This window comes from Bacillus sp. 16GRE42 (assembly GCF_019837435.1).
Taxonomy (GTDB): domain Bacteria; phylum Bacillota; class Bacilli; order Bacillales; family Bacillaceae_G; genus Bacillus_A; species Bacillus_A wiedmannii.
In genome coordinates this window covers 974,443-999,179 of sequence record NZ_JADAXF010000001.1, presented here as the reverse complement: position 1 = coordinate 999,179, position 24,737 = coordinate 974,443, and the positions used below count along the sequence as shown (strand labels likewise).

Here is a 24,737-nt window from a genome sequence, read left to right as displayed (position 1 = left end):
ATTGACATAGTCTTCTGATTTAAGTATTGTATTCGAGTATGTTTATAATCAGGAGGTTTATATGAGCAATCAATCTACTACACATCATGTGAAAATGACAACAGCAGATCCATCTGGAATTGGTCTATTTGGATTAGCGATGGTAACACTTGTAGCATCATCTCAAAAGTTAGGCTTAACAGATGGCGTTTCACTTGTATTACCGTGGGCAATCTTTTTAGGAGGATTTGCACAAATCTTTGCGTGCATTCACGATGCAAAGCATAACAATACGTTCGGTACAACAGCATTCGGTGCATACGGCCTATTTTGGTTAGGTGTTGGAATGACTTGGTTAATTCAACTTGGAGTATTTGGCGAAAAATTAGCACAAGCTGCAGATTCAAAACAGCTGGGTGTAGCCTTTATTGGATATTTGATTTTCACAATCTTTATGACAATTGGTGCAATGGAAACACATAAAGTATTATTTATGATTTTCGTCCTTATTGATTTCTTATTTATTGGTCTTTCATTAAGTACTTTAGGTGTTATGCCGCATGCAATGCATAATTTAGCAGCGTATTCTGAACTATGTATTTCATTATTATCTTTCTATGGTTCAGCAGCAGCAGTGTTAAATACACACTTCGGTAAAGTTGTATTACCAGTTGGAAAGCCGTTTGGTATTTTTAAAAAGTAATAAAAAAGCACAGGTGATTGTATAGTCATCTGTGCTTTTTTGTATGGAATAAATAAAAATGAAAAATATAATTGAAATTGATTCTCATTATTAATATAATGAGAATGAGAATCATTTATTGTAAGAGGGGGATGCCGAAGTGGCAAAAATTTTAATAGCTTATGCAAGTATGTCAGGAAATACAGAGAGTATTGCTGATTTAATAAAAGTTAGTTTAGATGCTTTTGATCATGAAGTAGTATTGCAAGAAATGGAAGGCATGGATGCTGAAGAATTATTAGCCTATGATGGAATCATTTTAGGATCTTATACGTGGGGCGATGGTGAATTACCGTTTGAGGCGGAAGATTTCCATGAGGACTTAGAAAATATAGATTTATCAGGGAAGAAAGTAGCGGTATTCGGATCAGGTGATACGGCGTATGAACTATTTTGTGAAGCGGTAACGATATTTGAAGAAAGACTTGTAGAACGCGGTGCGGAGCTTGTGCAAGAAGGATTGAAAATCGAACTAGCTCCAGAAGATGAAGAGGATGTTGAAAAATGCAGTAATTTTGCAATTGCATTTGCTGAGAAGTTCTAAGAATGGGAGTGTCAACGTGGAGACAATGTTAAGTGCAACCGCTATTACAAAGTTAAGAGATGGAAAACTTATGTTAGCTACTACATATAATGGCTTATTTATTGAACGAGACGGAGAATGGAAACAAATATTAAATGGTTTTCAAAAACGAATTAGGGATTTACATAGCGAAGATAATGTAGTGTATGGTGTAGGTGACGAAGGGATTTTTATTCGTAGTATGAATGGTGGAGAGAACTGGACGGTTCAGCGTTTTCCAACAAAAGCAACGAGTTGGAATGTTTGTAGTAATGTACAAGGAACAGTCATTGCTCATGGAGATAAAACGTTGTATCATTCTAATGATTTTGGTTCGACATGGGAAACCATTCATCCATTTCTTGAGTATGGTGGCGGGGCACCATCTATTCGATCGTTATTTTTATATAAACATTACTTATTTATCGGTACGAAAATACATGCTAAATATGGTGGTGTTTGGCTCTTTAATTTGGAGACACGTAAATTAAAGAGGATTAAAATCGTGATGAATCAGATGATCTCAGCGTTGACTGTACACAATTCTTATATAGTAGCAGCGAGTGGATCATGCAAGGGTATTAGCGGGAATATTTCTTTTTGTAAAATAGATGAAAGTATTGAGAGTGAAAAAACATATTGGCATACATGTCAAAGTGAGCAGAAAGCAAGTAGCTATTTAGCCTTGAGTGTAGATCAACATGTGCTATATACAACGTCAACGCAAAATAAGGCGGGGATTAGTACGGTTTGTCGTGTACTTCTAGAAGAAGAACTTGTTACAGTATGTGACTCAGTTAAAGGGCATGGCTGGCGCATCGTTAACCAAAAAGAGGGTTATGTTGTAGCTGGATCAGGTGAATCAAAAGCGATGCAATGGAAGAAAAAAATTATATAGCAAAAAAAACTTTACTTTTATTATATTGATATGATATAGTTACTTTAAACCATTTTACTTTTAATAATATAGAGATTTAAATGAGCTGTAACTTCCGAGGAGGATAGCAATGTTAAATCTCCTCTGGGGTTGCAGTTTTTTAATGTTTGAAGTATTATTGTAAAGTGGTTGAAAATGAATATGTACATATAGGTACATTGTAGGAGGATTTTTTAAATGCAAAACGGTAAAGTAAAATGGTTTAACGCAGAAAAAGGTTTCGGTTTCATCGAAGTTGAAGGCGGAGAAGACGTATTCGTTCATTTCTCAGCTATCCAAGGCGACGGCTTCAAATCTTTAGAAGAAGGTCAAGAAGTTACTTTCGAAGTAGAACAAGGTAACCGTGGACCTCAAGCTACAAACGTAAACAAGAAGTAATTACGGAAAAAAGAAGGGCTTGCCCTTCTTTTTTTTGCATTTTTATTGAATAACCTCCTATGTACATATAATAATGAGATTAAATTTTCGTTTATTAGACGAAGTATTTCATGCATAAAGTGCATGAATGAATAAATAAATACTGAAAATAGAGTATGTGTGTGAAAAGGAATTTAGAAAGAGGTAAATAAATTGGAAAACGCTACACATTTTATTGTGTTCGATATAGAGAGAAATTTCAGGCCGTATAAATCAGAAGATCCGTCAGAGATAGTTGATATCGGAGCTGTAAAAATAGAAGCAAGTACAATGAAGGTAATTGGAGAATTTTCGGAGTTAGTAAAGCCGAGTGCACGACTCACTCGTCATACGACAAAATTAACGGGAATTACAAAGAAAGATTTAATTGGTGTGGAGAAATTCCCACAAATTATAGAGAAATTTATTCAATTTATCGGAGAAGACTCTATATTTGTTTCATGGGGTAGAGAAGATTATCGTTTTCTATCTCATGATTGTACGTTATACGGTGTAGAATGCCCATGTATGGAAAAAGAGAGCAAATTTGATTTGCAGAAGTTTGTTTTCCAAGCGTATGAAGAGTTATTTGAGCATACACCAAGTTTACAATTTGCAGTAGAACAGCTCGGTTTAACGTGGGAAGGGAAGCAGCACCGAGCTTTAGCGGATGCTGAGAATACAGCGAATATACTTCTTAAAGTATATAGCGAGAGAGACATTCATAAACGGTACAAAAGACATGGTGAGCTTGAACTTGTAGAGAACGGAAAACTAACAGAAAAAGCGAAAAAAAAGATGCGAAAATGGGTATTTAAAGAAATGAGAAAAAATACAGAGCGTCCTTTCGTTTGGAGTACATTTGAAAGTAGTGACACGTGGGAAAGTATAACGGAAAGATATTATATAAGTGAAGCTACAGTAGAACTTTTGAAAAAGCATTTTCGTACGGCGGTTAGAAAAGCGGAAAGACAGATTAGGTATTTGGCTGAGATGGAGGAGAATGTAGAGGTTAAATGACATTCTCCTCTATTTCTAGCTACATAAATTTAACGTCATTGTATTGATGGATGAATAAAGTATTCATATTAAATAGGAATTGATTTGTTGTGATTGGACCATTATAATTGCTTTGAAAATTAAGGTGTGGTAAGAATTTTTAAATACATTCATAAAATTAGAGCCCATAGAAATGAAAGAGGAAAGAGTTAAATGGAAGCAATCTTTAACATTGTAACAGTTTTAGTTTTTGGGATAATATTTACCACGCTATTAGCAGTAAGTACACTTCCTTTCATAGCAAAGAAGAAGAATTGGAAAAAGCTTAATATATCTTTAAAGCGTGGTGTATTAAAGATTAAAATCGAAGAGTAAATATGAGTTTTATACAAGGGAGGTGTGATAGTGATAGACTTGGATATTAAAGACGTCGCCGTACAGATGGAATTAAACGGAGTCTTTTGGAATGAGGATGGGATTGCTGAAATGACCGTGACTACAAAAGAAGAGCATTCTCTTCTTCTTCTTCGTCTAGTAGTTGACTTAGAAAGTAAAACTATTAGGGCGACGAGTGCCGAAATAGTGAATGGATTCTGCCCTCTGTGCAAACAGAAAAGGGACGAATGTAGTGAACTTAATGACTTACAAAATAAAATGGATATTTTAGAAGAAGCTTACGATTGGGTGAGAGAGCATCCAGAATATCGTTTTCAATTATCTTTTTACGAGTACAATAAATTTGAGGTAGTGAAGTGAAATTTTCATTTTACCAACATACATAGTGACTACTCTAATGGAAATACGCTTGTACAACAAGGAAGGAATCTGCTGGATTCTGCAACAATTGTTATCTTGGATTAAAAATAAACATATTTTGTTATAAAGTAGAAAAACCGCTTCTTAGTAGAATCGGTTTTTAATATAAACGTCAACTAAGTTCAAAATAAAAAAGCGCTTATTAACAGCGCTCAGTAAAAATAGATATATGGAAGGATTTATCCCGCATTAACGGGCAGTAAGACCCCCCCACCTTAAAATTCAGCTGAAGCAACGAAGTGAGGTGGGGGGGCAACTGCCCGTAAAAGCCCGATTGGCTCAACTAATAATCAGTGGGGATGAACAAAACCCCCACTGATTAAAGTTTCACTTTATTCAATTCCGTTCGGATCATAAGAATACTGCTGCTTATTCTCAATCCGCTCAATCACATCTTGCAATTCATCTGGCTTCAGAAACTCAATCGGAGAGAAGCCTTTCTCAAACGTAAGTGTATCAGCCTCAATCATTAATACGTATCGATCATTTACCTTTGCGATATGTATTTGATCCCCGAAATCAGCAAGCAGGGCCTTCACAGAGATATGATCTGCTTTTAGCTTTAATTCCACTTCAGGAGCATGCTCGACGATTTGAGCAGTAGCTTCCATTACTTCTTCGGTTGAAAATTGTTCCATAATTTCGCGTTTCGGACTGGCAGCCCATACTTCCATTGCTTGGTCGAATTGTTCGCGTTCTTCCGTACCTTCTTCAAATACATCTTCAATTTGGTCGTATACCATGTCCATTACTTGTGTTTTCATAATTTCAGGCATAGAGCGTTCGTACTCGACGAATTTTAAGAAGTCTTCAAAGTAGCGGGCGTGTGATGCTTGGTGAATTTTTAGCTCACCCACTTCGACCATACCTTCTTCAGGCATGTACGGATATTGGATAGATTTCATGTTTTTTGTTGTGATGGCCATTTCAACGTTACGAATCAGTGTGGATTCATCTGAAATAGAAGCGACTTTCGGTTCGAAGTCACATTTCATAACGAAAACGAATGGATCATCAAAGTATTTGCGTAGTTTTGCTTGCGCAATTAAAAATACACCACCGCGTACAGCGCTTGTGTCCAGATATGTATAAACGAGAGGTTCACTCATATCTTTGAAGTTTTCCTTTGTTTCCGCAAAGCGAATGCGATTAAAGAGGTTGTAATGAGGGTTTGAATCAAGTTCGTGCCCTTCTTCTACAATGAAGCGACCGATCTTTGTCGGAGCTTGTTCTGTTTTCGCATGACGTTCTACTTTTCGCTTTGAAATTTTTAATAATTCACCATTTAAAAATTCTTTTAAGGAGCTATCTTCATACTCTTCAGCGTCTAACGTTTGAAAATGTTTGTAGCGTTTATCAACAGCTTCACCTTTTCCTTCTACTTGTACAACATAAAAGGAAAGATAATTTATTTCAAAATCCATATTTATCACCTTGTTTCATTTCATTAACTCTTATCAGTATAGAGATGGAAAAAACTTTCGTCAATTTATATAAGGAAGGGTGAGCCCCTTCCTTATATATTTTTTACTTTTGAAATTAAAATCCGTCTTCTAATGCTGAAAATGGAATGTTTAGTCTGTTTTCAATTGTACGTAAACGTTGGTTTAAGCGGTTTAATCTACGTGTATGACGCTCAACCGTGTTTTCTAATTGACGTACTCTTTGCTCAAGCTCATTTACTCGTCTTTCTAGTTGACGGTTTCCAGTACCAGGAAAAGAGATTGGAAGTTGGAATTGTCGATTTTGATCATATGGATTAACTTGTTCTGCTGGATCTATATATTGTTGGTATTGTGCTTGTAAATCATATTGAGGCTGATAACCATTTTGGTTATAGGGATCGTATGGATTGTAGGGGTACATAAAAACATCCTCCATTTCTTTAAAATAGGTTAATTCACCATAATGTATGTGTAAAAGCGGAGTGTGGCACGGCAAATACCTATTTATGCTCACGGGATGTTTCTTTATAAATAAGAATATGGAGTTTTTACATTTGTATTTCTTTTGTTTTATGGTATATACTGGATAATGGGGTGGGGTTACATAAAAGTTACAATTCTATCAAACTCAAAATTTTATGTAAATATGTATAGACATTTACAAAAGAAAAGAGTAATTTATATAGAGTAAAAAATAACTTGTAACATTTTATAAATATATTGTAAAATGATTGTAACAAAACATACATAAAAATGAAATAATACATAAAAGTAATGTTTGGAAAAAGGGGAGAGTCTATTGTTCCGTAAAGTAAAGGGTATATTAGTTGGGGTGTTATGTGTAGCTGTAGTAAGTGGTTGTGGCACAAAAGTAAGTGATGTTGCATTAGTAAGTGACATTGGTGGCCACACGGTAGAGGCTAAAGCAGAAGTACAGGATTCTATTAGTTTAGTTGATGGTCGTACAGGTACGGAAGTGAAAAAGCTAGATTTATCGAGTCTAGGTTATTTTGAAGATGAAGCAAAATTTAAAAAATCGGTAGAGAAGGTTGCTAAGGAAGTTGGTAAAAACGTTGACAAAAAGATGGTTCCTTCACGTTTAGCATCTGACGGAAGTTGGCAAGAAGGAAAGCCTTCTTTTGAATTAATGGAAAAAGAGCTAGTAAATAAATTATTAAACGTTGGTATGTGGGATTCTTCATATCAATTACCTATTGTTGAGAAAAAGCCTGTCGCAACATTAAGTGATGCGCAAGGAAGTGGTACGGTAATTGGTAGATATGAAACGAATTTAGGTGGCTCAGCAGGTGGCCGTATTGAGAATATCCGTTTGTCAGCAGCGAGCATAAATGGAGTTGTATTAGCAAAAGGAGACAGTTTCTCTTTCAATGCATTAATTGGTGATACAACGCCAGATAAAGGGTATCAATTAGGAAAAGAAATTGTAGATGGTAAATTAGTAGATGGATACGGCGGTGGTGTTTGTCAAACATCATCAACATTATACAATGCAGCAGATCAAGCTGGTTTGAAAATGGTAGAGAGAACGACACATTCTAAAACGGTAGGTTATGTTCCACAAGGAAGAGATGCTACAATTGCATATCCATACTTAGACTTAGTGTTTGAAAACACGAATGATGCACCTGTGAAACTTTATATGGGCATTCAGGGCGGAAAGTTAGTTGCTGAAGTACATAAAATGAAATAAGAGTTAAAAAGCCCCCTCTTCTGAAAGTTAGAAGAGGGGGCTTTTTTTATTATGAAAATAAAAATGTGTATAAATTCTGACTTTTCTTATTTACATAGGATGATTTTAGTTGTATCCTTCATAGTAACGGTTATATGAAATAGGGAAATATCGGGATAAGGAGATGGAGTTATTCATGGTACAAATTCATCCGAATACACGTATTGGTCATGTTGAACTTAAAGTGCAAGATTTAGAGCGTCAAATTGCTTTTTATGAGAATGTAGTAGGATTAGAAGTAATTAAGCAAGAGGCGAATAAAGCATATTTATCAGGAAAAGGTGGAAAGAACACGTTACTTGTTCTTGAAAAGTTAGAGGACGGGGTACTGCAAGAACCACGTACGACTGGTATATATCATGTTGCCTTTTTAGTTCCGACTCGTGAGGCGTTTGCTTCGGCATTATTTGGTGTGATTCGAAATAAGAATGTAATTGATAGCCCGGCTGAGCAAGAAGGGCGTTATACATATTCAAATGAAATTTTACCAATTTCAAGGTTTAATAGTGCAAGTGATCATACGTATAGCGAAGCTTTTTATTTACAAGACTTAGAGGGAAATGGTATTGAAATTTATGCAGACCGTCCGCGCGATCAATGGGGAGAAGGAGCAGGAGGCAGTACGCCGCTTGATTTAAAAGAACTGGCAACACTCGTTGATTATGAGGTTGATGGGTTGCCTGCTAATACTGTCGTTGGGCACGTACATTTACGAATAGCGGATGTAGAGAAGTCACACGAGTTTTATGTAGAGACAGTAGGATTTGAAGTGCAACAACGTGAAGATGACTGCTTATTCATGTCTGCAGGAGGATATCATCACCATATCGGTGCAAATACGTGGAACGGAGTAAATAATCCACATCCACCAGCGTATGCAACTGGACTTAAGGTATATACAATTGTATTACCGCATAAAGAAGCGTTAGATGAAGTGAAAGAAAGATTAATAGAAAAACAACATAAAGTAAACGAAAGTACAAACGGATTTACAGTAGTAGATCCTAGTGGTATTACAGTGCAGTTTGAAATAGAGACAGCATAAAAGAAGTCGGAAGGTGTATAATCACTTTCCGACTTCTTTTTGATACGTAATCCAAGTAGCACAAGGATTGAAAGGAAAGGATTTTAATATCTCCATTGCATATATACTCGTTGAATCGAATTCACCTTGAATGAAAGAATAACCATGTTCACTTGCATACATAGCTTGTTTGAAAACGAGAAGTTTCAGTAAGGATAAATTTTCTGTAGTGTGAGTCCCACACCATCCTAGTTCTACCGTATTCTCTTTTTCTGATGTATGGAGGAAAGAGTACGCAATAATTTTATTCTCTTCATCTATCATTACAAAGCTCCCATCTAGTAACACATCATCAGTTAAGATCTGTTCTTTCCAAGTTTCGAGCGGGTATGAGGCAACGGGATTTGCTAAGTGAGTATCCTCATAATTCGTTTTTACTAAGTGAGCTAGCTTTTCAAAGAAGCTATTATTAGACAAGATGTTTGATAAGGTTTGTACATCATAATTTGAATGAAGCATTGTATCGATAGCTATGATTTTTCGTACGTCTAATATCGGCATATATGTTCTTCGGATTTCCGTAAAATTATGTTCTTCATAATAGTCTTTTAAATGAGCCGATGTTTCCCATATAGAGGTTTGTAATGGTAATTTGAAGTTTTCTCGTTTTAGAATCTCGGTTAATAAAATTTGTTCTATGTGTAGCACTGAATAGAAAGGGTTCGTATATATTCGAAAGTATGTGCAGTATGGATGGAAGTTATTGTTCCAGGTGAGAAAGATGCCTACTACATCTTTTTTATAGTAGGCAACATACGCACATCTTGTTTTATTATCTCGTAATAAGTTAAATAGATAAGAGTCTTCATTGTATAAATCAATAAATTGTTTTACTTTTAGCTCATTACTTCTACTATATTTCTCTATAACAAGGTTATTTTCATCGGATGACTTTTTCATAGCTTAATCCAAAATCTTCTTACTACATTTCCATCTTCCTCAATGAAATCATCATCACGAAGCCCGCCGTTATGTAAAATTGTTTTTTCTGATCCTGTATTCACTTCGTCACAAACGACAAGTACTTTCTCGATGTTTAATTCCTTCGTTTTTTCTAGCGATAATTCTAATAACTTCGTAGCATAACCTTTTCTTCTTTCAGAAGGGCGAATGCCATAACCGATATGACCTCCAGCGTTAAATAAATGTTCGGTTAAACTATGACGTATATTAACAGCTCCTACAATTTTATTTTCATCTGTAACGAGCCAATACGTAGAGTCTGGTACCCAAGATTCAGGGAGGTTTATTCCGTTATGTGCATCGTGAAGTTCTTGAATCATTGCCGTGAAATTAGAGGGATCTTTTGAGATAACCCACGGAATCATCGTTTCACCGCTATCTTTCCATTCGTTATAAAAATCTAAGTATTCTTCTTGTAAATCGATAGTAGGTGTAAGTAAAGAGACGTTCATTGTTAGTAAGCTCCTTTATTTATGTAGTATGTATAAAAAAACACGGCGCAAAATGTAAGCGTTTTCTAAACTTTCTCAACCTCATTTTATGCAATCCATATCCCGTTTTTAAATGGAAAGTAAAGTTTATGGTTTTTCGTATAAAAAGTGGGCTGAATTCTATTTATGTTAATATTGAAAATATTAACATAAATCACCTAGGATATTAAGTATATTTTAATGAAATGTTTTTATATCGATAAATGGATGTGTGTGATAATTTTTGTTTTATCTATCTATAATGAATGAAAGGGGGAAGGGCTCGTGAGTGTGAATATTGATTTAATTATACGAATCGGTGTTGCGGGTTTGTTAGGAGCAATAATCGGTATTGAAAGGGAAATTCGATCAAAAGAAGCGGGATTAAAAACACATTTCCTAGTAGCGGTAGGAAGTGCATTAATAATGGTCGTTTCGAAATATGCTTTTTCAGATATTATGAATGAAGAACATATGGCTCTTGATCCGAGCCGTATTGCAGCGCAAGTTGTTAGTGGAGTAGGTTTTTTAGGTGCAGGTACAATTATTATTCAAAAACAGGCAGTGAAAGGATTAACGACAGCGGCTGGTTTATGGGCTACAGCAGGAATTGGATTAGCAATAGGGGCTGGCATGTATGTAGTAGGCATTGGAGCGACGATTCTCGTTTTAATTGGTTTAGAGATTGTGAGTCGTATTTTTAAGGTGCAATTTTTATTTCCGCAAAATATAACAGTGCAAATGTGTATAAATAAACATGAGGCGGTACAGCAAATAGTAGAAATGCTTCAAGTGAAAGGCATTCCAATACTGTCATATGAAGTGGAAGCTTTACAGCGAGGTACGGAAATAGTTTATAAGGTAGGGATGCAGCTGAAAAATATATCGTCAGAAGAAAAGAATGAATTTATTCAGCATATGCAAACATTACCGGAAGTTACGTTTATAAAGTTAAAATCATAGCGTTGAAAACGAGGATAGATATAGCAGGAATTTCGCTATTATCTATCTTTTTTTGATATAAAATTCACATAAAGTCAAGTGTTAATTTTGCGCGGTATGGATACATGTGTGAACGTTCCCTTATTTTTTCTCAATACAGAATAAAAAGTAAGAATAGTAAAATAATGGTGCAGGACACTAAAAAATGTAAGGTAGGGGAGAGCATGAAAGGCTATTCAAAAAAAGTGTTAGTAGGGGTAAGTTTTGCTAGTTTAATGTTAGGAAGTTTTCAAGGGAGCACATTGGCAGAAAGTACAAAGGGAGAGCAAGTTTCTTATCGGAATGTGCTCAAAATGGAGCCAGTTGGTGTACAACTACCAGTGCAAGAATTAGCTCATTCATCAAAAATGCTTGAAAGCAAGTCTTTTGAGAAAAGGCTACAATTTGCTGATTTGTCGCAAAGACCGCCTGAAGTGAAAAAGGAAAGTAAGCAATTAGCTGCAGCGAAAACGTATACAATTGCTGAATTAAATCAATTAAGCAATCAGCAGTTAGTAGATTTACTTGTAACAATCAATTGGGAGCAAATTACGGGTCTATTTCAGTTTAATAAGGATAGTCTTGCATTCTATCAAAATGATAGTAGGATGCAGGAAATTATTGATAAATTGAAGCAGCAAGGACAAGCTTATACGAAAGATGATTCCAAAGGGATTGAGACTTTAGTAGAGGTATTACGTTCAGGGTTTTATTTAGGATTTTATCATACAGAATTAAGTAAACTAAATGAGCGGAGCTATCATGATACATGCTTACCTGCATTAAAAACGATTGCGAATAACCCGAATTTTAAACTTGGTACGTTAGAACAAAATAGAGTTGTATCATCATACGGAAAATTAATAGGAAATGCTTCGAGTGATGTGGAAACGATAACATCAGCTGCAAAGATTTTCAAACAATATAACGATAATTTTTCTACATTGGTAGACAATCTATCAGCTGGAAATGCGATTTACGATATTATGCAAGGTGTTGATTACGACATTCAATCGTATTTGTACGATACGAGAAAAGCATCGAAAGATACAGTATGGTACCAAAAAATTGATAGCTATATTAATGAATTAAGTCGTTTTGCTTTAATTGGAACGGTGACAGAGAAGAGTGGTTGGTTAATTAATAATGGTATTTATTATACAGGTAGAGTTGGTACGTTCCATAGTACAGGAACGAAAGGATTGCAAGTTGTAACAGACGCGATGAAAATGTATCCGTATTTAGGAGAGCAATATTTCGTAGCGGCTGAGCAAATCGCGACGAATTATGGCGGGAAAGATGCAAATGGAAATGTTGTTAATTTAGATCAAATACGAGAAGATGGGAAGAAAAAGTATTTGCCGAAAACGTATACGTTTGATGATGGTGCAATTGTTTTAAAAGCTGGAGATAAAGTGACAGAAGAAAAGGTAAAACGTCTATATTGGGCGGCAAAAGAAGTGAAGGCACAATTCCATCGTACGGTTGAAAGTGATCAACCTTTAGAAAAAGGAAATCCTGATGATGTATTAACGATGGTTATTTATAATAGTCCAGCTGAGTATCAATTTAACCGTCAATTGTACGGGTATGAAACGAATAACGGAGGTCTTTATATAGAAGGAACAGGTACGTTCTTTACTTATGAACGTACGCCAGAAGAAAGTATTTATAGTTTAGAAGAATTGTTCCGACACGAGTTCACGCATTACTTGCAAGGTAGATATGAAGTACCAGGGCTTTGGGGACAAGGTAAGATGTATGAGAACGAGAGATTATCCTGGTTTGAAGAAGGGAATGCGGAGTTTTTTGCAGGGGCAACGAGAACAGATAATGTTGTACCGAGAAAGAGTATTATAGGAGGGATATCTTCAAATCCAGCAGAACGTTATACGGCAGAACGAACGTTAAATGCAAAGTATGGAACGTGGGATTTCTACAATTATTCCTTCGCTTTACAATCGTACATGTACAATAAGAGGTACGATATGTTTGACAAAGTTCATGATCTTATTAGAAAAAATGATGTAACAGCATATGATGCATACCGTTCTGCATTAAGTAAAGATGCGAATTTAAATAAAGAGTATCAAGACTATATGCAAATGTTAGTCGATAACCGTGAGAAATATAATGTTCCATTAGTATCAGATGATTATTTAGCAACTCATGCACCAAAACCAGTTTCAGATATTGCGGCAGAAATTACAGCAGAAGCAAAATTAAGCAATGTATCAGTTAAGAAAAATAAATCACAGTTCTTTAATACATTTACACTACAAGGAACGTATACAGGTACTACTGCGAAAGGGGACTATGAAGACTGGAAAACAATTACACAAAACGTGAATGATACGTTAAAACGTTTAAGTGCAAAAGAATGGACAGGCTATAAAACAGTAACAGCGTACTTTGTGAATTATCGTGTGAATGCATCAGGACAATTTGAATATGACGTTGTATTCCATGGTATCAATACAGAAGAAGGTGCTGTGAATAAAGCACCAATTGCAGTTATAAATGGTCCATATAGTGGAAATATAAATGAAGCAATTTCGTTTAAAAGCGATGGATCAAAAGATGAAGATGGGAAAATTGTTGCTTATAAATGGGAGTTTGGTGATGGTACTGTAAGTAATGAACAAAATCCGACTCATGTGTATACAAAAGAAGGAACATATACGGCAAAATTAACAGTAACAGATGACAAAGGATTAACGAATACTGTTACAACGAATGTAACGGTTCAAAAGAAAGAAGATAACAGTGTAGAAAAAGAGCCAAATAATTCATTCCAAACAGCAAATAAACTGCAGTTAAATCAAGTTTTACGTGCTAGTTTAGGAAACGGTGATACGAGTGATTACTTTGAAATAAATGTGGAAACTGCGAAAAACCTACAAATTAATGTAACGAAGGAAAATAATATCGGAGTAAACTGGGTTCTTTATTCAGAAGCGGATTTAAATAATTATGTTACGTATGCCCAGCAAGAAGGGAATAAGTTAGTAGGAAGTTACTACACGTATCCAGGAAACTATTATTTACATGTGTATCAATATGGCGGGGGAACAGGGAATTATACAGTAGAAGTGAAATAGTAAAAAGGTCGCCATTCATGGCGACCTTTTTTACACGTTATACCCAAATAACTTTAAATCTTCTCCTGAGTCTGAAATTATCTTTTCAAACTGCAATCCTACTTTTTCTAAAAGCTTTCCTGAATTGATGTTATCAATAGTAGTAATGGCTACAATTCGTTTCATACCTAGGTTCTGTACACCGTAGTCTATTACAGCAGAAGCTGATTCAAAGCCATACCCCTTTGAACGGAATTTCTCTAAAAAGGCAAAGCCAATATCAACATCTTCTAATGAATCTCTTTTTATAAGTCCGCACATACCAAGTGGAGTGAGATCTTCTTTTCGTTCAACTAAGTAAAGACCAAAGCCCATTTTATTATACATATCAACGGGTCCGTTTAAGATGTATTTGGTTGCATCTTCTAAGTTTTTAATCCTTTTATCACCAATAAACTGGATCCATGCAGGATCGTTTACTAATTCTAGAATAAATGGAGCGTCTTTTATATCAAACCAGCGAAGAACGAGTCGTTCAGTTTCAAGAACTATCAATCTATTGCACCACCTTAAATAGTTATAACAATTAGTATGGATTGCGAAATACAAAAGTGCAACATATTTTCATTATGCTCTACTTGTTCACATAAAGTTCGTTTGTTTTGTATAAATGGATATTTTATAATTAGGATTGATTGTAAAGAGTGAGATACTTATACAATGACTCCTAGGTAACTAGGAGTTTTTACTATATAACTATCATTATTACTAAATATGACACACTACACATTCTACTCAAGGAGGTACATAATGAAAAAATTATATAATGCATCGTTTACGTATTTGATTATCGGTTTATTATCAGGAATTTTCGCTAGAGAGTATGGAAAGTATAAAGGGATTGTAGGATCTACTTTGTTAAATCTTTTGCATACACATACACTTGTACTCGGCTTTTTCTTCTTTTTAATTGCTTTAGGATTAGCAAAAGTATTCGCGTTTCATGAAGCGAAAAGTTTTAATAAGTGGTTTGTTTTACATAATATTGCATTAATTTTAATGTTAGGTTCATTGGCAGCGAGAGGGCTGCTTCAACTAAATGGAGCGGACTTTAAAGGGTTAACTTATATTGTAGGATTTTCCCATTCGTTAATGGCATTTACTTTAGTTTGGTTTATGTTGTTAATAAAGAAGTCATTTAAAATGTAGTTTTATAGAAAAGAACTTGCAATAGTTATTGCAAGTTCTTTTTGTTTATTCGACAGTAAGAAACGAATTTCATATGTATAAAACTTGAATTATTTAATTTTTCGGATTATTATTTATAAAATAGTTAACATATTTTGTAATTCAAATTTATAGGAAGTAGGCGAGTATACGATGGAAATAACGGTAGAGCGTTTAGTAAATGAATTAAAGGGTGTACTTCCCGAAGATCGAGTAGTTGTAAATACGACAGTAAGAGAGTTACATAGTAAAGATGAATCTTATCATACTAGTAGTTTACCTGATGTAGTTGCTTTTCCGAAAACGACTGAAGAGGTTAGTAGGATAATGAAAGTAGCGAGTGAGCATGGAAAACCTGTCGTTCCTTTTGGGGTAGGTTCTAGTTTAGAGGGACATGTTATTCCATATGAAAAAGGAATTACAATGGATTTTTCGCTCATGAATAAAATACTCGAAATAAGAGAGAAAGATTTTCTTGTGAGAGTACAGCCGGGAGTGACTCGCTCTCAGCTTAATAAAGAATTGAAAAAGTATGGATTGTTTTTTAGTGTAGATCCAGGAGCAGACGCAACGTTAGGTGGAATGGCTGCTACAAATGCAAGCGGAACGACAGCAGTTAAGTATGGGGTAATGCGTGATCAAGTTCGTGATTTAGAAGTCGTTCTTGCTGATGGGGAAGTAATACATACTGGAAATTTAGCAGCGAAGTCATCATCAGGTTACCATTTAAATGGTGTTTTCGTAGGGTCAGAAGGTACGCTTGGATGCTTTACAGAGTTAACGTTAAAAGTATACGGCATACCAGAACATGTTATGGCTGCGAGAGCATCGTTTCCAACTATAAATGATGCAGTAGAAGCTGTTATTAATATATTACAAGCGGGTATTCCAATTGCGAGAATTGAACTTGTAGATGAATTATCTATGAAACAAGTAAATCATTATAATGAAACAAGTTACAGAGAAGAGCCTACGCTGTTTTTAGAGTTTCACGGTAATGAAGCAGGGCTAAAGCAAGATATAGAATTTACGAAGGAAATTGTTTTTGATCATAAATGTAAAGAAGTTGCTTTTGAAACGGAAACTGCGGCGAGAAATAAATTATGGGATGCACGGCATAATCTAGCATATTCTTACGTTCATAGCTATCCTGGTAAAAAGCTTATGAGTACAGACGTATGTGTACCAATTTCAGAATTAGCTGGTGCAATCCAACATGCGAAAGAGACATTAGATAAAGTAGGTCTTGTCGGTGGTATTCTTGGTCATGTAGGAGACGGGAATTTCCACGTGCTCTTAATGATTAATCCGAACGATAAAGAAGAAGTGGAAAAGGGCGATGAAATAAATGAAAGTATCGTTTTATATGCTCTTAAACGAGGTGGAACGTGTACGGGAGAACATGGCGTTGGGATTGGAAAACGGAAGTATCAAGAAGTGGAACATGGGGCGGCATTACTCGTAATGGAAAAAATAAAGAAAGCTCTTGACCCGCAAAATATTTTGAATCCGAATAAAGTTTTTCAGTTGAAGGATAGGAGATGATTGGGTGAAAGTACTAGAAGCGATAAGTACTATAGCTGGAAAGTATTTTGCATTTTGGGTTATTTGTATTGCAGCTATTGCATATTTCATTCCTGGACCATTTCTCGGGTTAACTAGTTACATAACAATTTTACTTGGCGTTGTTATGTTTGGGATGGGATTAACATTAAAGGCTGTTGACTTTAAAATCATTGCTACAAAACCATTGCCAGTTATTATCGGTGTATGTGCTCAGTTTATTATTATGCCACTTGTCGCATACGTACTAGCCTACGTTATGAATCTGCCAGCCGAATTAGCAGCTGGATTAGTGTTACTCGGTTCAGTACCGGGTGGCACTGCATCAAATGTTATGGTTTATTTAGCAAAAGGGAACTTAGCGTTGTCTATTGCAATGACGTCATTATCAACGTTACTAGCACCAATTGCTACACCTCTTATTTTATTATTACTTGCAGGACAATGGATGCCAGTGAATGCTATGTCTATGTTTCTTTCTATAGTACAAGTCATTATCCTACCTATTATTTTAGGATTAGTAGTGAAGAAGTTTTTCCCTACAACTGTTACGAAAGGAATGACTGTTATTCCTTTCATATCAGTTGTAGCAATTATCATTATAGTTTCTGCAGTTGTTTCAGCGAATGTAAGTAGCATTATTTCTTCAGGCCTTCTTATCTTTATTGCAGTGATGCTTCATAATGCATTTGGTTTTTTACTCGGATATGTAACAGCGTTCGTACTTAGACTAGACGAAGGGACAAGAAGAGCTATTTCAATAGAAGTGGGAATGCAAAATTCAGGCCTAGGTGTTGCGCTGGCAACAGCACATTTTGGACCAGCTGCCGCACTTCCAAGTGTATTAGCAGCAGTGTGGCATAACATTGCAGGACCGATTTTAGCAACCATCCGGTCGAAAAATGCAAAGAATACTTTCAGTGATGAAAATTTATCGGTAAATATAGAAAAATAGGAATGATAAAGAATGCAAAAACGTATTGTACATTTTGAAGGAATAGTTGTTTTCGTAGCCACAATTTATGCGTATTCAATATATGAATTTAGTTGGATTATATTTTTTGCTTTCCTTTTAGCGCCGGATGTATCCATGTTAGCGTATGGTATAAATAATCGTGTTGGTGCTAAAATTTATAATATATGTCACACATATATTATATCCATATTAATAGCTATCGTAGGTGTCTATTTTAAGATAGATACCGTTATAATGATTGGCTTAATATGGACAGCACATATTGGGATGGATCGAATGTTTGGATATGGATTGAAATATGAGACGGGTTTTAAAGATACTCATATTCAAAGGTTATAAATTGTTTTGGGGAGAGAGATACATTGAAACAGAGAATAACTATCGAAGAATATAATATCCTATGGGAAAGTGAATTTTATAAACTACAATCGCTCATTAATAATGTAATAAAAGAACTTGTTTTGTCCATTGAACATGTTGGGAGTACATCTGTTAAAGGACTTGCAGCAAAACCAATATTAGATATTGATATAGTAATAGAAGAGTACGAAATTTTTCCTGAAGTAGTAAAAGGGCTTGAAACGATAGGGTATTACCATCAAGCAGACTGGAGCTTCGAAGGAAGAGAGGTATTTGGCAGAAAGGACGCTTTCGTTCCATGGAACGGGGAAAGTACAGTTTGGATGGAACATCATTTGTATGTGTGTGACAAAAATAGCGAAGAGTTAAGAAGACATATAGCGTTTCGGGATTACCTTCGTGAACATGCCGATGTTGCTGTTGAATATGGATGTTTAAAGAAAGAGTTAGCAAGAGAATCAAAAAATCGATCCAGTTATAGTGAAGGTAAGACGGCATTTATTACAAGTATACTGGAGGAAATAAACTAAGGTCGCATTGAGTACATGCGGCCTATTCTTTTTAAATTGAAAGCTGCCATTGTAAAACAAATACAAACTGGCCCTGTTGAATGCTACGAGACTTAAATATAATGAGAAATAAAAGACCGGAAAAGAGGGAGCTTATGTACATACCAAAATATTTCGCAATACAAGATGAAGAAATGAAGTACGAAATAATTGAACAAAATAGCTTTGCGACATTATTTTCTCAACATAACGGGGAACCATATGCAACGCATTTGCCGTTGTTATTAAATATGGAGACTCTAACTTTACATGGCCATTTCGCACGTCCGAATGAACAGTGGAATGATAGTGGGAATCAACAAGTACTAGCTATATTCCAAGGGCCACACAGTTACATATCGCCTTCATGGTATGAAACAAACGATGCAGTACCAACATGGAATTATGTTACAGTGCATGTATATGGAGAGTTGGAAATTGTTGAGGATGAACAGGAATTAATAGATTCTCTTCAAGATTTAGTACATAAATATGAAGATCCACAGAGTACCTACTCGCTAAATGAGGTAGATTCGAATTATATGGCAGGATTAAGTAAAGGTATAGTGGGCTTTAAAATAAAGATAAATAAAATAGAAGGAAAAGCGAAGTTAAGTCAAAATCATTCTGTAGAGAGACGGAATTTAGTTGTGGAGGAACTTGAGAAAGTTGGTAGTGAGGGGAGTAGGGGGATTGCGGAGTTGATGAGAAGTTTTTTGTAATAAGTAAGAGGGGCGATGAAAGAATCTTTTAATTTTATCAAAAAAATATGGGTTTAATAATGAGGTAGTGAGTATATTAGTCAAAGCATTTAGAGTTGAATGTTATTAAATGAATTCCCACTAAAAAGAAAGCTGTGTTTATATAAGCTTCTTTTTTAGTGGGAATTGCAAAAGTATTTCATAAAAGCTTATAAAAATCAACCACCACCGTCGCCTTCTGATAACATAACTCTTTGTATGTCAGAATTTTTAGATGAATTGTCACTTACTACATTAGTTGTTAAAGTTAATAGAGTGATAATTCCCATCAGACTCAATAGTATTTTTTTCATTTTAATGCTCCTTTCTCAAAAGATTTTTGTCTTGCTTGTAATGCTAAATAAAAATATTCACTTGCTTTAGAGTGTTGATTTTCTTCATGAAATTTAGTTGCTAGAGTTTCATAATACTCTTGAACATTATCATATAGCTCTTCGTTATTAAAATAAGAAATTCCTGCTAGAATTACTTTTTCTAACTCTTCAGCTGGTGAATTATTGTTCATTTCTCTTAAAATGAAATTACGATGTTGATATTCTTTTTGTTCTAATTTATTACAAATATTTATTCCTTTTTCAATAAGGTCATGAGCGATATCAGGCTGATTTATTTTGTAATGTTCTTTTGCTTTAACATAGATAGCTTTATAGTGAGTTGGAGACTGTTCAACAACTTCCGAAAGATAACGAATAGCTAAAGCGGAGAGATTTTGTGTTGCATACATCCATCCTAAGTTGTGTCGAACCATTAAAATAAATCTTTTTTCGCTGATTTTTTGGAATTGATCCATTGCAGCTGTAAAGTGCTCTTCGGCTAGTTCCCATTCTTTTAAATATGTGCAGGCTAGGCCTAAAATGTTATCACAAAAAGCCGTATTCAGTTCATATCCAGATTGATTAGAAAACATATCTTTAGCTTTTGTTACTTCTTTGATAGCTTGAAGTGCTTGTTGATTATCGTAGTAAGAATACCCTAGTTTATAATAGAATTCCGCCTTTTCAAGTTCATCGGGAACATATTGAAGCAAAGCTTCGGCTTTATAATAATGCTCTTTTGCTAGTACATAGTTTCCGACTGCGTCAGAATGAATTGCTTTAAAGAAATGGTAGTAATATGATAAGAAATTATTTGTTGGGATTTCAAATGATTCAACTTGATTAAAACTTGCTTTAGATACACCTAAGTTATCAATTAAATAGTTATAACGAAAGTCTAATAAAGAATAATAAAGCAAAAGATTTTGATCTTGTCCAATCTCTTGAGAAGTAGTTTTTAATTCATTAATTTTAATATCTATTTGCTCTTTAAGGCGAGTTGCATTATTTATATGTCTAGATCGTATTTCTATGTACCATTCATTTAACAGTTGTGTGATTTGTTCACTTTTAGTGGATGTAAACATAAAAGTTCCTCCTCTTTTGAATATTCTTATAAAATATAATAACAGAAATGATACTACTTAAAAGTGGAAATATTATTTCTCAACATTTGTTAAGTAAGTTTATTATTAGGGTAATCGGAATAATTGGTATTGTGTTTTGTTTCATTTCATAAAGAAAAGAGGAAATAGTTATTCTAAAATAGAAAAGATATTTTGTTAGGGGTACAAATTATAAGTTGGAGTATAATCCCTTCATTCGTGAATGGTGAATAAAATAAAAATGTGCCTTCAATAATTGAAAGCACATTAAAAGATATTACACAATCAAGTCCCACAAAAAGTACGATAAGGACGATTCGTCGGTACAGGTGGAACGCAGTATTCTTCTTGATCTGTAGTATACGCATAAGGATTTGATAGAGCTTCAAGAAGTTTTTCCATTACGCTATAGTCGCCATTTGTGACAGCTGCTTCTAGTGCTGCTTCTACGCGGTGGTTCCTTGGGATGATGGATGGGTTATTATTTTTCATCATTTCGTAGGCGTTTTCTTTCGATTCTTCTTGTTTTTCTAATCGAGATTGCCATAGTTTGTACCATTCGTTAAATTCAGGACTTTCAAATAGAGCTGTATTTTCGATCGTATGAAGAGTTAATGAACGGAATGTATTTGTATAATCGGCTTTATGTTTCTCCATCATTTTTAAAAGTTGCTCAATAAGTGATTGATCTTGTTCCTCGTTGCTAAATAGTCCTAATTTCTTTTTCATTCCAAGGAACCAATTGTTTTCATATTGTACGCTAAATTTTGAAATTTCGTCTTGAGCAATCTTTAATGCTTCTTCTTCATCTTCGTGCAGAATAGGTATTAAAGATTCTGCTAATCGCGCAAGGTCCCATGCGGCCATATATGGCTGATTCCCATATGCGTAGCGACCTTGTGTATCAATAGAGCTAAATACAGTTCCTTGGTCGTAATTGTCCATAAATGCACAAGGGCCGTAATCAATCGTTTCTCCACTAATCGTTATATTGTCAGTATTCATTACACCATGGATAAATCCAACAAGTTGCCATTTAGCGATGAGACTTGCTTGTTTCTTTACGACTTCTTGTAGTAATGCAGTATATCGGTTTTCATGAGCCTCAATTTCTGGATAATGCCTTTTTATCGTATAGTCAGCTAGTGATTGAAGATCCTCGATAGAACCGCGAGCTGCAGCATATTGAAATGTGCCGACACGTATATGACTGCTAGCGACTCTAGTTAAAATTGCTCCAGGTAACTTTGTTTCACGATATGTTGGTTCGCCAGTTGTAACAACTGCTAAACTGCGAGTAGTTGGAATATCGAGTGCATACATTGCTTCACTAATAATATACTCACGTAGCATCGGACCGAGTGCAGCACGACCATCACCGCGTCGTGAATACGGAGTAGGGCCAGAACCTTTCAGTTGAATGTCAAAACGTTTACCTGAAGGAGTAATTTGTTCGCCAATTAAAAGAGCACGACCGTCGCCTAACATATTAAAATGTCCGAATTGATGACCGGCATACGCTTGTGCTAATGGATGAGCTCCTTCTGGGAGTGCATTACCAGCGAAAATAGCAATTTCAGCTTCCTTTTTCAATTCTTCAGGATTAAAGCCAAGAGATATTGCTAGTGAATGATTTAGTTTAACTAGCTCCGGTGAACTTACTGGAGTAGGGGGTATTTCTGTATAAAATGATTGTGGTAAAGTCTTATAACTATTATCTAAATTCCAACCAGCTTCATTATTTTTAGTCATTTTATCTCCTCCTTGTTTATTTTTTTATTATGTATTTGTACGTATGTATTCTTTGTAAAGTTAGCTAAAAGTATAATATGATATTTCCCCTTGCAATCTATTGTAAGGACTTCATTGCCCTATGTCTATTTAACAGCAAATATAAAAACTCCATTTTAAAAAAATGGAGTTTTTATTATTACTTAATTTTTACGATTATTTTTCCTTTTGCTCTTCCAGCCTCTGAATATTCCATTGCTTTTTGAGCATCTTCAAAAGGGAAAACTCGATCGATTACTGGTTTGATTTTTCCTGCCTCAATATAATTTGCGATAGTGCGTAATTGATCGCCGCTTGGCTTCATAAATAAAAATGAATATTGCGCATTATGATTCTTTTCAAGTGCAGTAAGTTTTCTACTTGCTAATGAAAATAAGAATGTTTTAAAAAATCCTGAACCAAACTCTTTACCGAAACGAGCATTTGGCATTCCTGAAACGGAAACAATGTTGCCGCCGCTTTTTATAATATTGAATGATTTTTCAAGTGTTGTCCCGCCGATTGTATCAAATACTGCATCATAATCTTTTAGTATTTCTTCAAATTTTTCTGTTTTGTAATTAATAATTTCATCTGCGCCAAGAGACTTTACTAAATCGGAACCAGCTTCACTAGCAGTTGTTGTAACAGTGGCACCCATTATTTTTGCTAACTGAATTGCGAAAGTACCAACACCACCAGATCCAGCGTGAATTAATATTTTTTGTCCTTTTTGTAAGTGCATGATGTCATGTAGTGCTTGATATGATGTTAAGCCAACGAGTGGAATCGACGCCGCTTCCTCAAAACTTAAATTCTTTGGTTTTAAAGCTATATCATCTTCATGAATGGCTATATATTCCGCGAAAGTACCGATTTTATTTTTTCTTGGACGTGCATATATTTCATCACCAACTTTAAAACGAGTCACTTTTGATCCAACTTTTACGATGACACCGGAAAAGTCATTACCAAGGATTAGGGGCATTTCATATTTAAGTAACATTTTTACTTTTCCATCCCGTATTTTAAAGTCAATTGGGTTAATACTAGCTGCATGAATTTCTGCGAGCACTTCATGTTCATTTATTTCAGGAGTAGGTACCTCTGCCATACGCATAGGAACTTTTCCATACTTATCAATTATCATTGCTTTCATTTCTTATACCTCCACATTTCAATAAAAGTCGTGCAATAGCTTTTCAATATCCAGTACAAGATTTTTTAATACACCTAATTTTGTACGTATATCAATATAATAAAAATTTTTTGTACCTTCTTTTCGCATTAAAATAATATCGGCTTCTCGTAAAATTCTAAGGTGATGTGATACCGCTGGTCGAGAAAGGTGTGTTTGTTTCGTAATTTCTCCTACACGTAATCCGGTTTGACATTCCGTTTCCATGAGAACTAACAAAATAGCTTGACGTGTTTCATCGCCAATTGCCAATAATACTTTTTGAGAATCAATAAAATCTTTTTTTATAACATTTAATTGTTCTTGTTTATTCATTTCAATCACTGTACCTCCTGGTAATTAGTCGAAAGGTTTAAGATGATGAACCATTACATCGATACGGTAATGCTACATGATTGTTGTATGAGCTGCAATATTGGGAAAGAAAATCGAGACGAATGAAATTTTATGTGTTGAAAATGGTAGGGGATAGAAAAGAATAGCATATTAAAATGGATGAAGTTTTAAAAATAAAAAATGATTTAATAATACGTTGTTTATAAATGATAGAGGGTAAGGATTTTTAAAAAATAAGCGGTCGTAACCCCTTATAACTTTACAGGGTTACGACCGCTTATAATGTTTTTATTATTTTGGTGTTTACTAAAGTGAGTTGTTTCGTTTTACTCTTTCATACATGCATAATGCAAGCAGATTATTGATATATGAAA

At 34.9% G+C, this 24,737-nt stretch carries 27 protein-coding genes; 17 read left to right on the top strand and 10 right to left on the bottom strand.

Translation table 11 applies throughout. The annotated features are described in order from the left end of the window. Positions 1 to 61 precede the first annotated feature (61 nt). The 7 genes from ILS93_RS05145 (at position 62) to ILS93_RS05115 (ending at position 4,371) form a co-directional block, all read left to right on the top strand. The gene (locus tag ILS93_RS05145) at positions 62 to 682 is read left to right on the top strand and encodes an acetate uptake transporter (RefSeq protein WP_000070921.1); all 621 of its coding nucleotides are present in this window, start codon (positions 62 to 64) and stop codon (positions 680 to 682) included. Between the two features lie 139 nt (positions 683 to 821). Next, positions 822 to 1,265, top strand: a complete 444-nt coding sequence (locus ILS93_RS05140) for a flavodoxin (RefSeq protein ID WP_001062763.1) — start codon at positions 822 to 824, stop codon at positions 1,263 to 1,265. Positions 1,266 to 1,281: 16 nt separating this feature from the next. Next, positions 1,282 to 2,181: a WD40/YVTN/BNR-like repeat-containing protein gene (locus ILS93_RS05135; RefSeq protein ID WP_000449520.1), complete on the top strand. Its 900-nt coding sequence runs from the start codon at positions 1,282 to 1,284 to the stop codon at positions 2,179 to 2,181. A gap of 216 nt (positions 2,182 to 2,397) precedes the next feature. Further along, the gene (gene cspB / locus ILS93_RS05130) at positions 2,398 to 2,598 is read left to right on the top strand and encodes a cold shock-like protein CspB (RefSeq protein ID WP_001179147.1); all 201 of its coding nucleotides are present in this window, start codon (positions 2,398 to 2,400) and stop codon (positions 2,596 to 2,598) included. 192 nt (positions 2,599 to 2,790) lie between these two features. Further along, on the top strand, positions 2,791 to 3,636 hold the full coding sequence (locus ILS93_RS05125; RefSeq protein ID WP_222660089.1) for an exonuclease: 846 nt from the start codon (positions 2,791 to 2,793) through the stop codon (positions 3,634 to 3,636). A 192-nt stretch (positions 3,637 to 3,828) separates the two neighbouring features. Further along, a complete protein-coding gene (locus ILS93_RS05120; protein WP_098095241.1) occupies positions 3,829 to 3,990 on the top strand; it encodes a hypothetical protein in 162 nt (53 codons plus the stop codon). A 30-nt stretch (positions 3,991 to 4,020) separates the two neighbouring features. Continuing rightward, the gene (locus ILS93_RS05115) at positions 4,021 to 4,371 is read left to right on the top strand and encodes a hypothetical protein (protein WP_142315020.1); all 351 of its coding nucleotides are present in this window, start codon (positions 4,021 to 4,023) and stop codon (positions 4,369 to 4,371) included. Between the two features lie 392 nt (positions 4,372 to 4,763). Here the strand turns inward: ILS93_RS05115 and ILS93_RS05110 are convergent, their stop codons facing one another. Both ILS93_RS05110 and ILS93_RS05105 read right to left on the bottom strand, forming a co-directional pair. Further along, positions 4,764 to 5,855 carry a DUF3900 domain-containing protein gene (locus ILS93_RS05110; protein WP_000345047.1) on the bottom strand — a complete coding sequence of 364 codons (1,092 nt, stop codon included), beginning with the start codon at positions 5,853 to 5,855 and terminating at the stop codon, positions 4,764 to 4,766. A 115-nt stretch (positions 5,856 to 5,970) separates the two neighbouring features. Continuing rightward, entirely contained in the window at positions 5,971 to 6,312 is a 342-nt protein-coding gene (locus ILS93_RS05105; RefSeq protein ID WP_116480664.1) for a hypothetical protein, read from the bottom strand. 363 nt (positions 6,313 to 6,675) lie between these two features. Between ILS93_RS05105 and ILS93_RS05100 the strand changes: the two genes are divergently transcribed. Beyond that, positions 6,676 to 7,587, top strand: coding sequence for a VanW family protein (locus ILS93_RS05100; RefSeq protein ID WP_064476932.1), 912 nt, complete (start codon positions 6,676 to 6,678; stop codon positions 7,585 to 7,587). Positions 7,588 to 7,762: 175 nt separating this feature from the next. Next, entirely contained in the window at positions 7,763 to 8,671 is a 909-nt protein-coding gene (locus tag ILS93_RS05095) for a VOC family protein (protein ID WP_142315019.1), read from the top strand. A 21-nt stretch (positions 8,672 to 8,692) separates the two neighbouring features. Here ILS93_RS05095 and ILS93_RS05090 read toward each other — a convergent pair whose 3' ends face one another. Then, positions 8,693 to 9,610, bottom strand: coding sequence for a GNAT family acetyltransferase (locus tag ILS93_RS05090; protein WP_222660087.1), 918 nt, complete (start codon positions 9,608 to 9,610; stop codon positions 8,693 to 8,695). After that, the gene (locus ILS93_RS05085) at positions 9,607 to 10,125 is read right to left on the bottom strand and encodes a GNAT family N-acetyltransferase (RefSeq protein ID WP_064476929.1); all 519 of its coding nucleotides are present in this window, start codon (positions 10,123 to 10,125) and stop codon (positions 9,607 to 9,609) included. Before ILS93_RS05085 ends, ILS93_RS05090 begins: the two co-directional genes overlap by 4 nt. A 303-nt stretch (positions 10,126 to 10,428) precedes the next feature. Between ILS93_RS05085 and ILS93_RS05080 the strand changes: the two genes are divergently transcribed. Further along, positions 10,429 to 11,106, top strand: a complete 678-nt coding sequence (locus ILS93_RS05080; RefSeq protein ID WP_098102246.1) for an MgtC/SapB family protein — start codon at positions 10,429 to 10,431, stop codon at positions 11,104 to 11,106. A gap of 203 nt (positions 11,107 to 11,309) precedes the next feature. Continuing rightward, a complete protein-coding gene (gene colA / locus ILS93_RS05075) occupies positions 11,310 to 14,225 on the top strand; it encodes a collagenase ColA (RefSeq protein WP_222660085.1) in 2,916 nt (971 codons plus the stop codon). 30 nt (positions 14,226 to 14,255) lie between these two features. Here the strand turns inward: colA and ILS93_RS05070 are convergent, their stop codons facing one another. Further along, the gene (locus tag ILS93_RS05070; protein WP_222660083.1) at positions 14,256 to 14,759 is read right to left on the bottom strand and encodes a GNAT family N-acetyltransferase; all 504 of its coding nucleotides are present in this window, start codon (positions 14,757 to 14,759) and stop codon (positions 14,256 to 14,258) included. Positions 14,760 to 15,014: 255 nt separating this feature from the next. On the opposite strand from ILS93_RS05070, the gene ILS93_RS05065 reads away from it, so the two are divergent. From ILS93_RS05065 to ILS93_RS05040, 6 genes are all read left to right on the top strand, one after another. After that, complete coding sequence (locus ILS93_RS05065; protein WP_088047057.1) at positions 15,015 to 15,413, top strand: DUF2871 family protein; 399 nt, start codon at positions 15,015 to 15,017, stop codon at positions 15,411 to 15,413. A 171-nt stretch (positions 15,414 to 15,584) separates the two neighbouring features. Then, entirely contained in the window at positions 15,585 to 16,976 is a 1,392-nt protein-coding gene (locus tag ILS93_RS05060; RefSeq protein WP_222660081.1) for an FAD-binding oxidoreductase, read from the top strand. Positions 16,977 to 16,980: 4 nt separating this feature from the next. Beyond that, complete coding sequence (locus ILS93_RS05055; RefSeq protein ID WP_222660079.1) at positions 16,981 to 17,949, top strand: bile acid:sodium symporter family protein; 969 nt, start codon at positions 16,981 to 16,983, stop codon at positions 17,947 to 17,949. Between the two features lie 12 nt (positions 17,950 to 17,961). Next, positions 17,962 to 18,309 carry a DUF4260 domain-containing protein gene (locus tag ILS93_RS05050; RefSeq protein ID WP_088047060.1) on the top strand — a complete coding sequence of 116 codons (348 nt, stop codon included), beginning with the start codon at positions 17,962 to 17,964 and terminating at the stop codon, positions 18,307 to 18,309. Between the two features lie 23 nt (positions 18,310 to 18,332). Further along, entirely contained in the window at positions 18,333 to 18,860 is a 528-nt protein-coding gene (locus ILS93_RS05045) for a GrpB family protein (RefSeq protein WP_064476915.1), read from the top strand. Between the two features lie 134 nt (positions 18,861 to 18,994). Next, positions 18,995 to 19,600 carry an FMN-binding negative transcriptional regulator gene (locus ILS93_RS05040; RefSeq protein ID WP_222660077.1) on the top strand — a complete coding sequence of 202 codons (606 nt, stop codon included), beginning with the start codon at positions 18,995 to 18,997 and terminating at the stop codon, positions 19,598 to 19,600. A gap of 197 nt (positions 19,601 to 19,797) precedes the next feature. Here the strand turns inward: ILS93_RS05040 and ILS93_RS28655 are convergent, their stop codons facing one another. The 5 genes from ILS93_RS28655 to ILS93_RS05020 form a co-directional block, all read right to left on the bottom strand. Then, positions 19,798 to 19,932 carry a hypothetical protein gene (locus ILS93_RS28655; protein WP_016086905.1) on the bottom strand — a complete coding sequence of 45 codons (135 nt, stop codon included), beginning with the start codon at positions 19,930 to 19,932 and terminating at the stop codon, positions 19,798 to 19,800. After that, the gene (locus ILS93_RS05035) at positions 19,929 to 21,041 is read right to left on the bottom strand and encodes a Rap family tetratricopeptide repeat protein (protein WP_222660075.1); all 1,113 of its coding nucleotides are present in this window, start codon (positions 21,039 to 21,041) and stop codon (positions 19,929 to 19,931) included. The genes ILS93_RS28655 and ILS93_RS05035 overlap by 4 nt, the downstream gene beginning before the upstream one ends. A 303-nt stretch (positions 21,042 to 21,344) precedes the next feature. Then, positions 21,345 to 22,811 carry a protein adenylyltransferase SelO gene (locus ILS93_RS05030; protein WP_064476911.1) on the bottom strand — a complete coding sequence of 489 codons (1,467 nt, stop codon included), beginning with the start codon at positions 22,809 to 22,811 and terminating at the stop codon, positions 21,345 to 21,347. A 178-nt stretch (positions 22,812 to 22,989) separates the two neighbouring features. After that, on the bottom strand, positions 22,990 to 23,988 hold the full coding sequence (locus ILS93_RS05025; protein ID WP_064476910.1) for an NADP-dependent oxidoreductase: 999 nt from the start codon (positions 23,986 to 23,988) through the stop codon (positions 22,990 to 22,992). A gap of 18 nt (positions 23,989 to 24,006) precedes the next feature. Then, positions 24,007 to 24,351 (bottom strand): ArsR/SmtB family transcription factor, encoded by a 345-nt coding sequence (locus ILS93_RS05020; RefSeq protein ID WP_064476909.1) that lies wholly within the window; start codon positions 24,349 to 24,351, stop codon positions 24,007 to 24,009. Between the last annotated feature and the right edge of the window lie 386 nt (positions 24,352 to 24,737).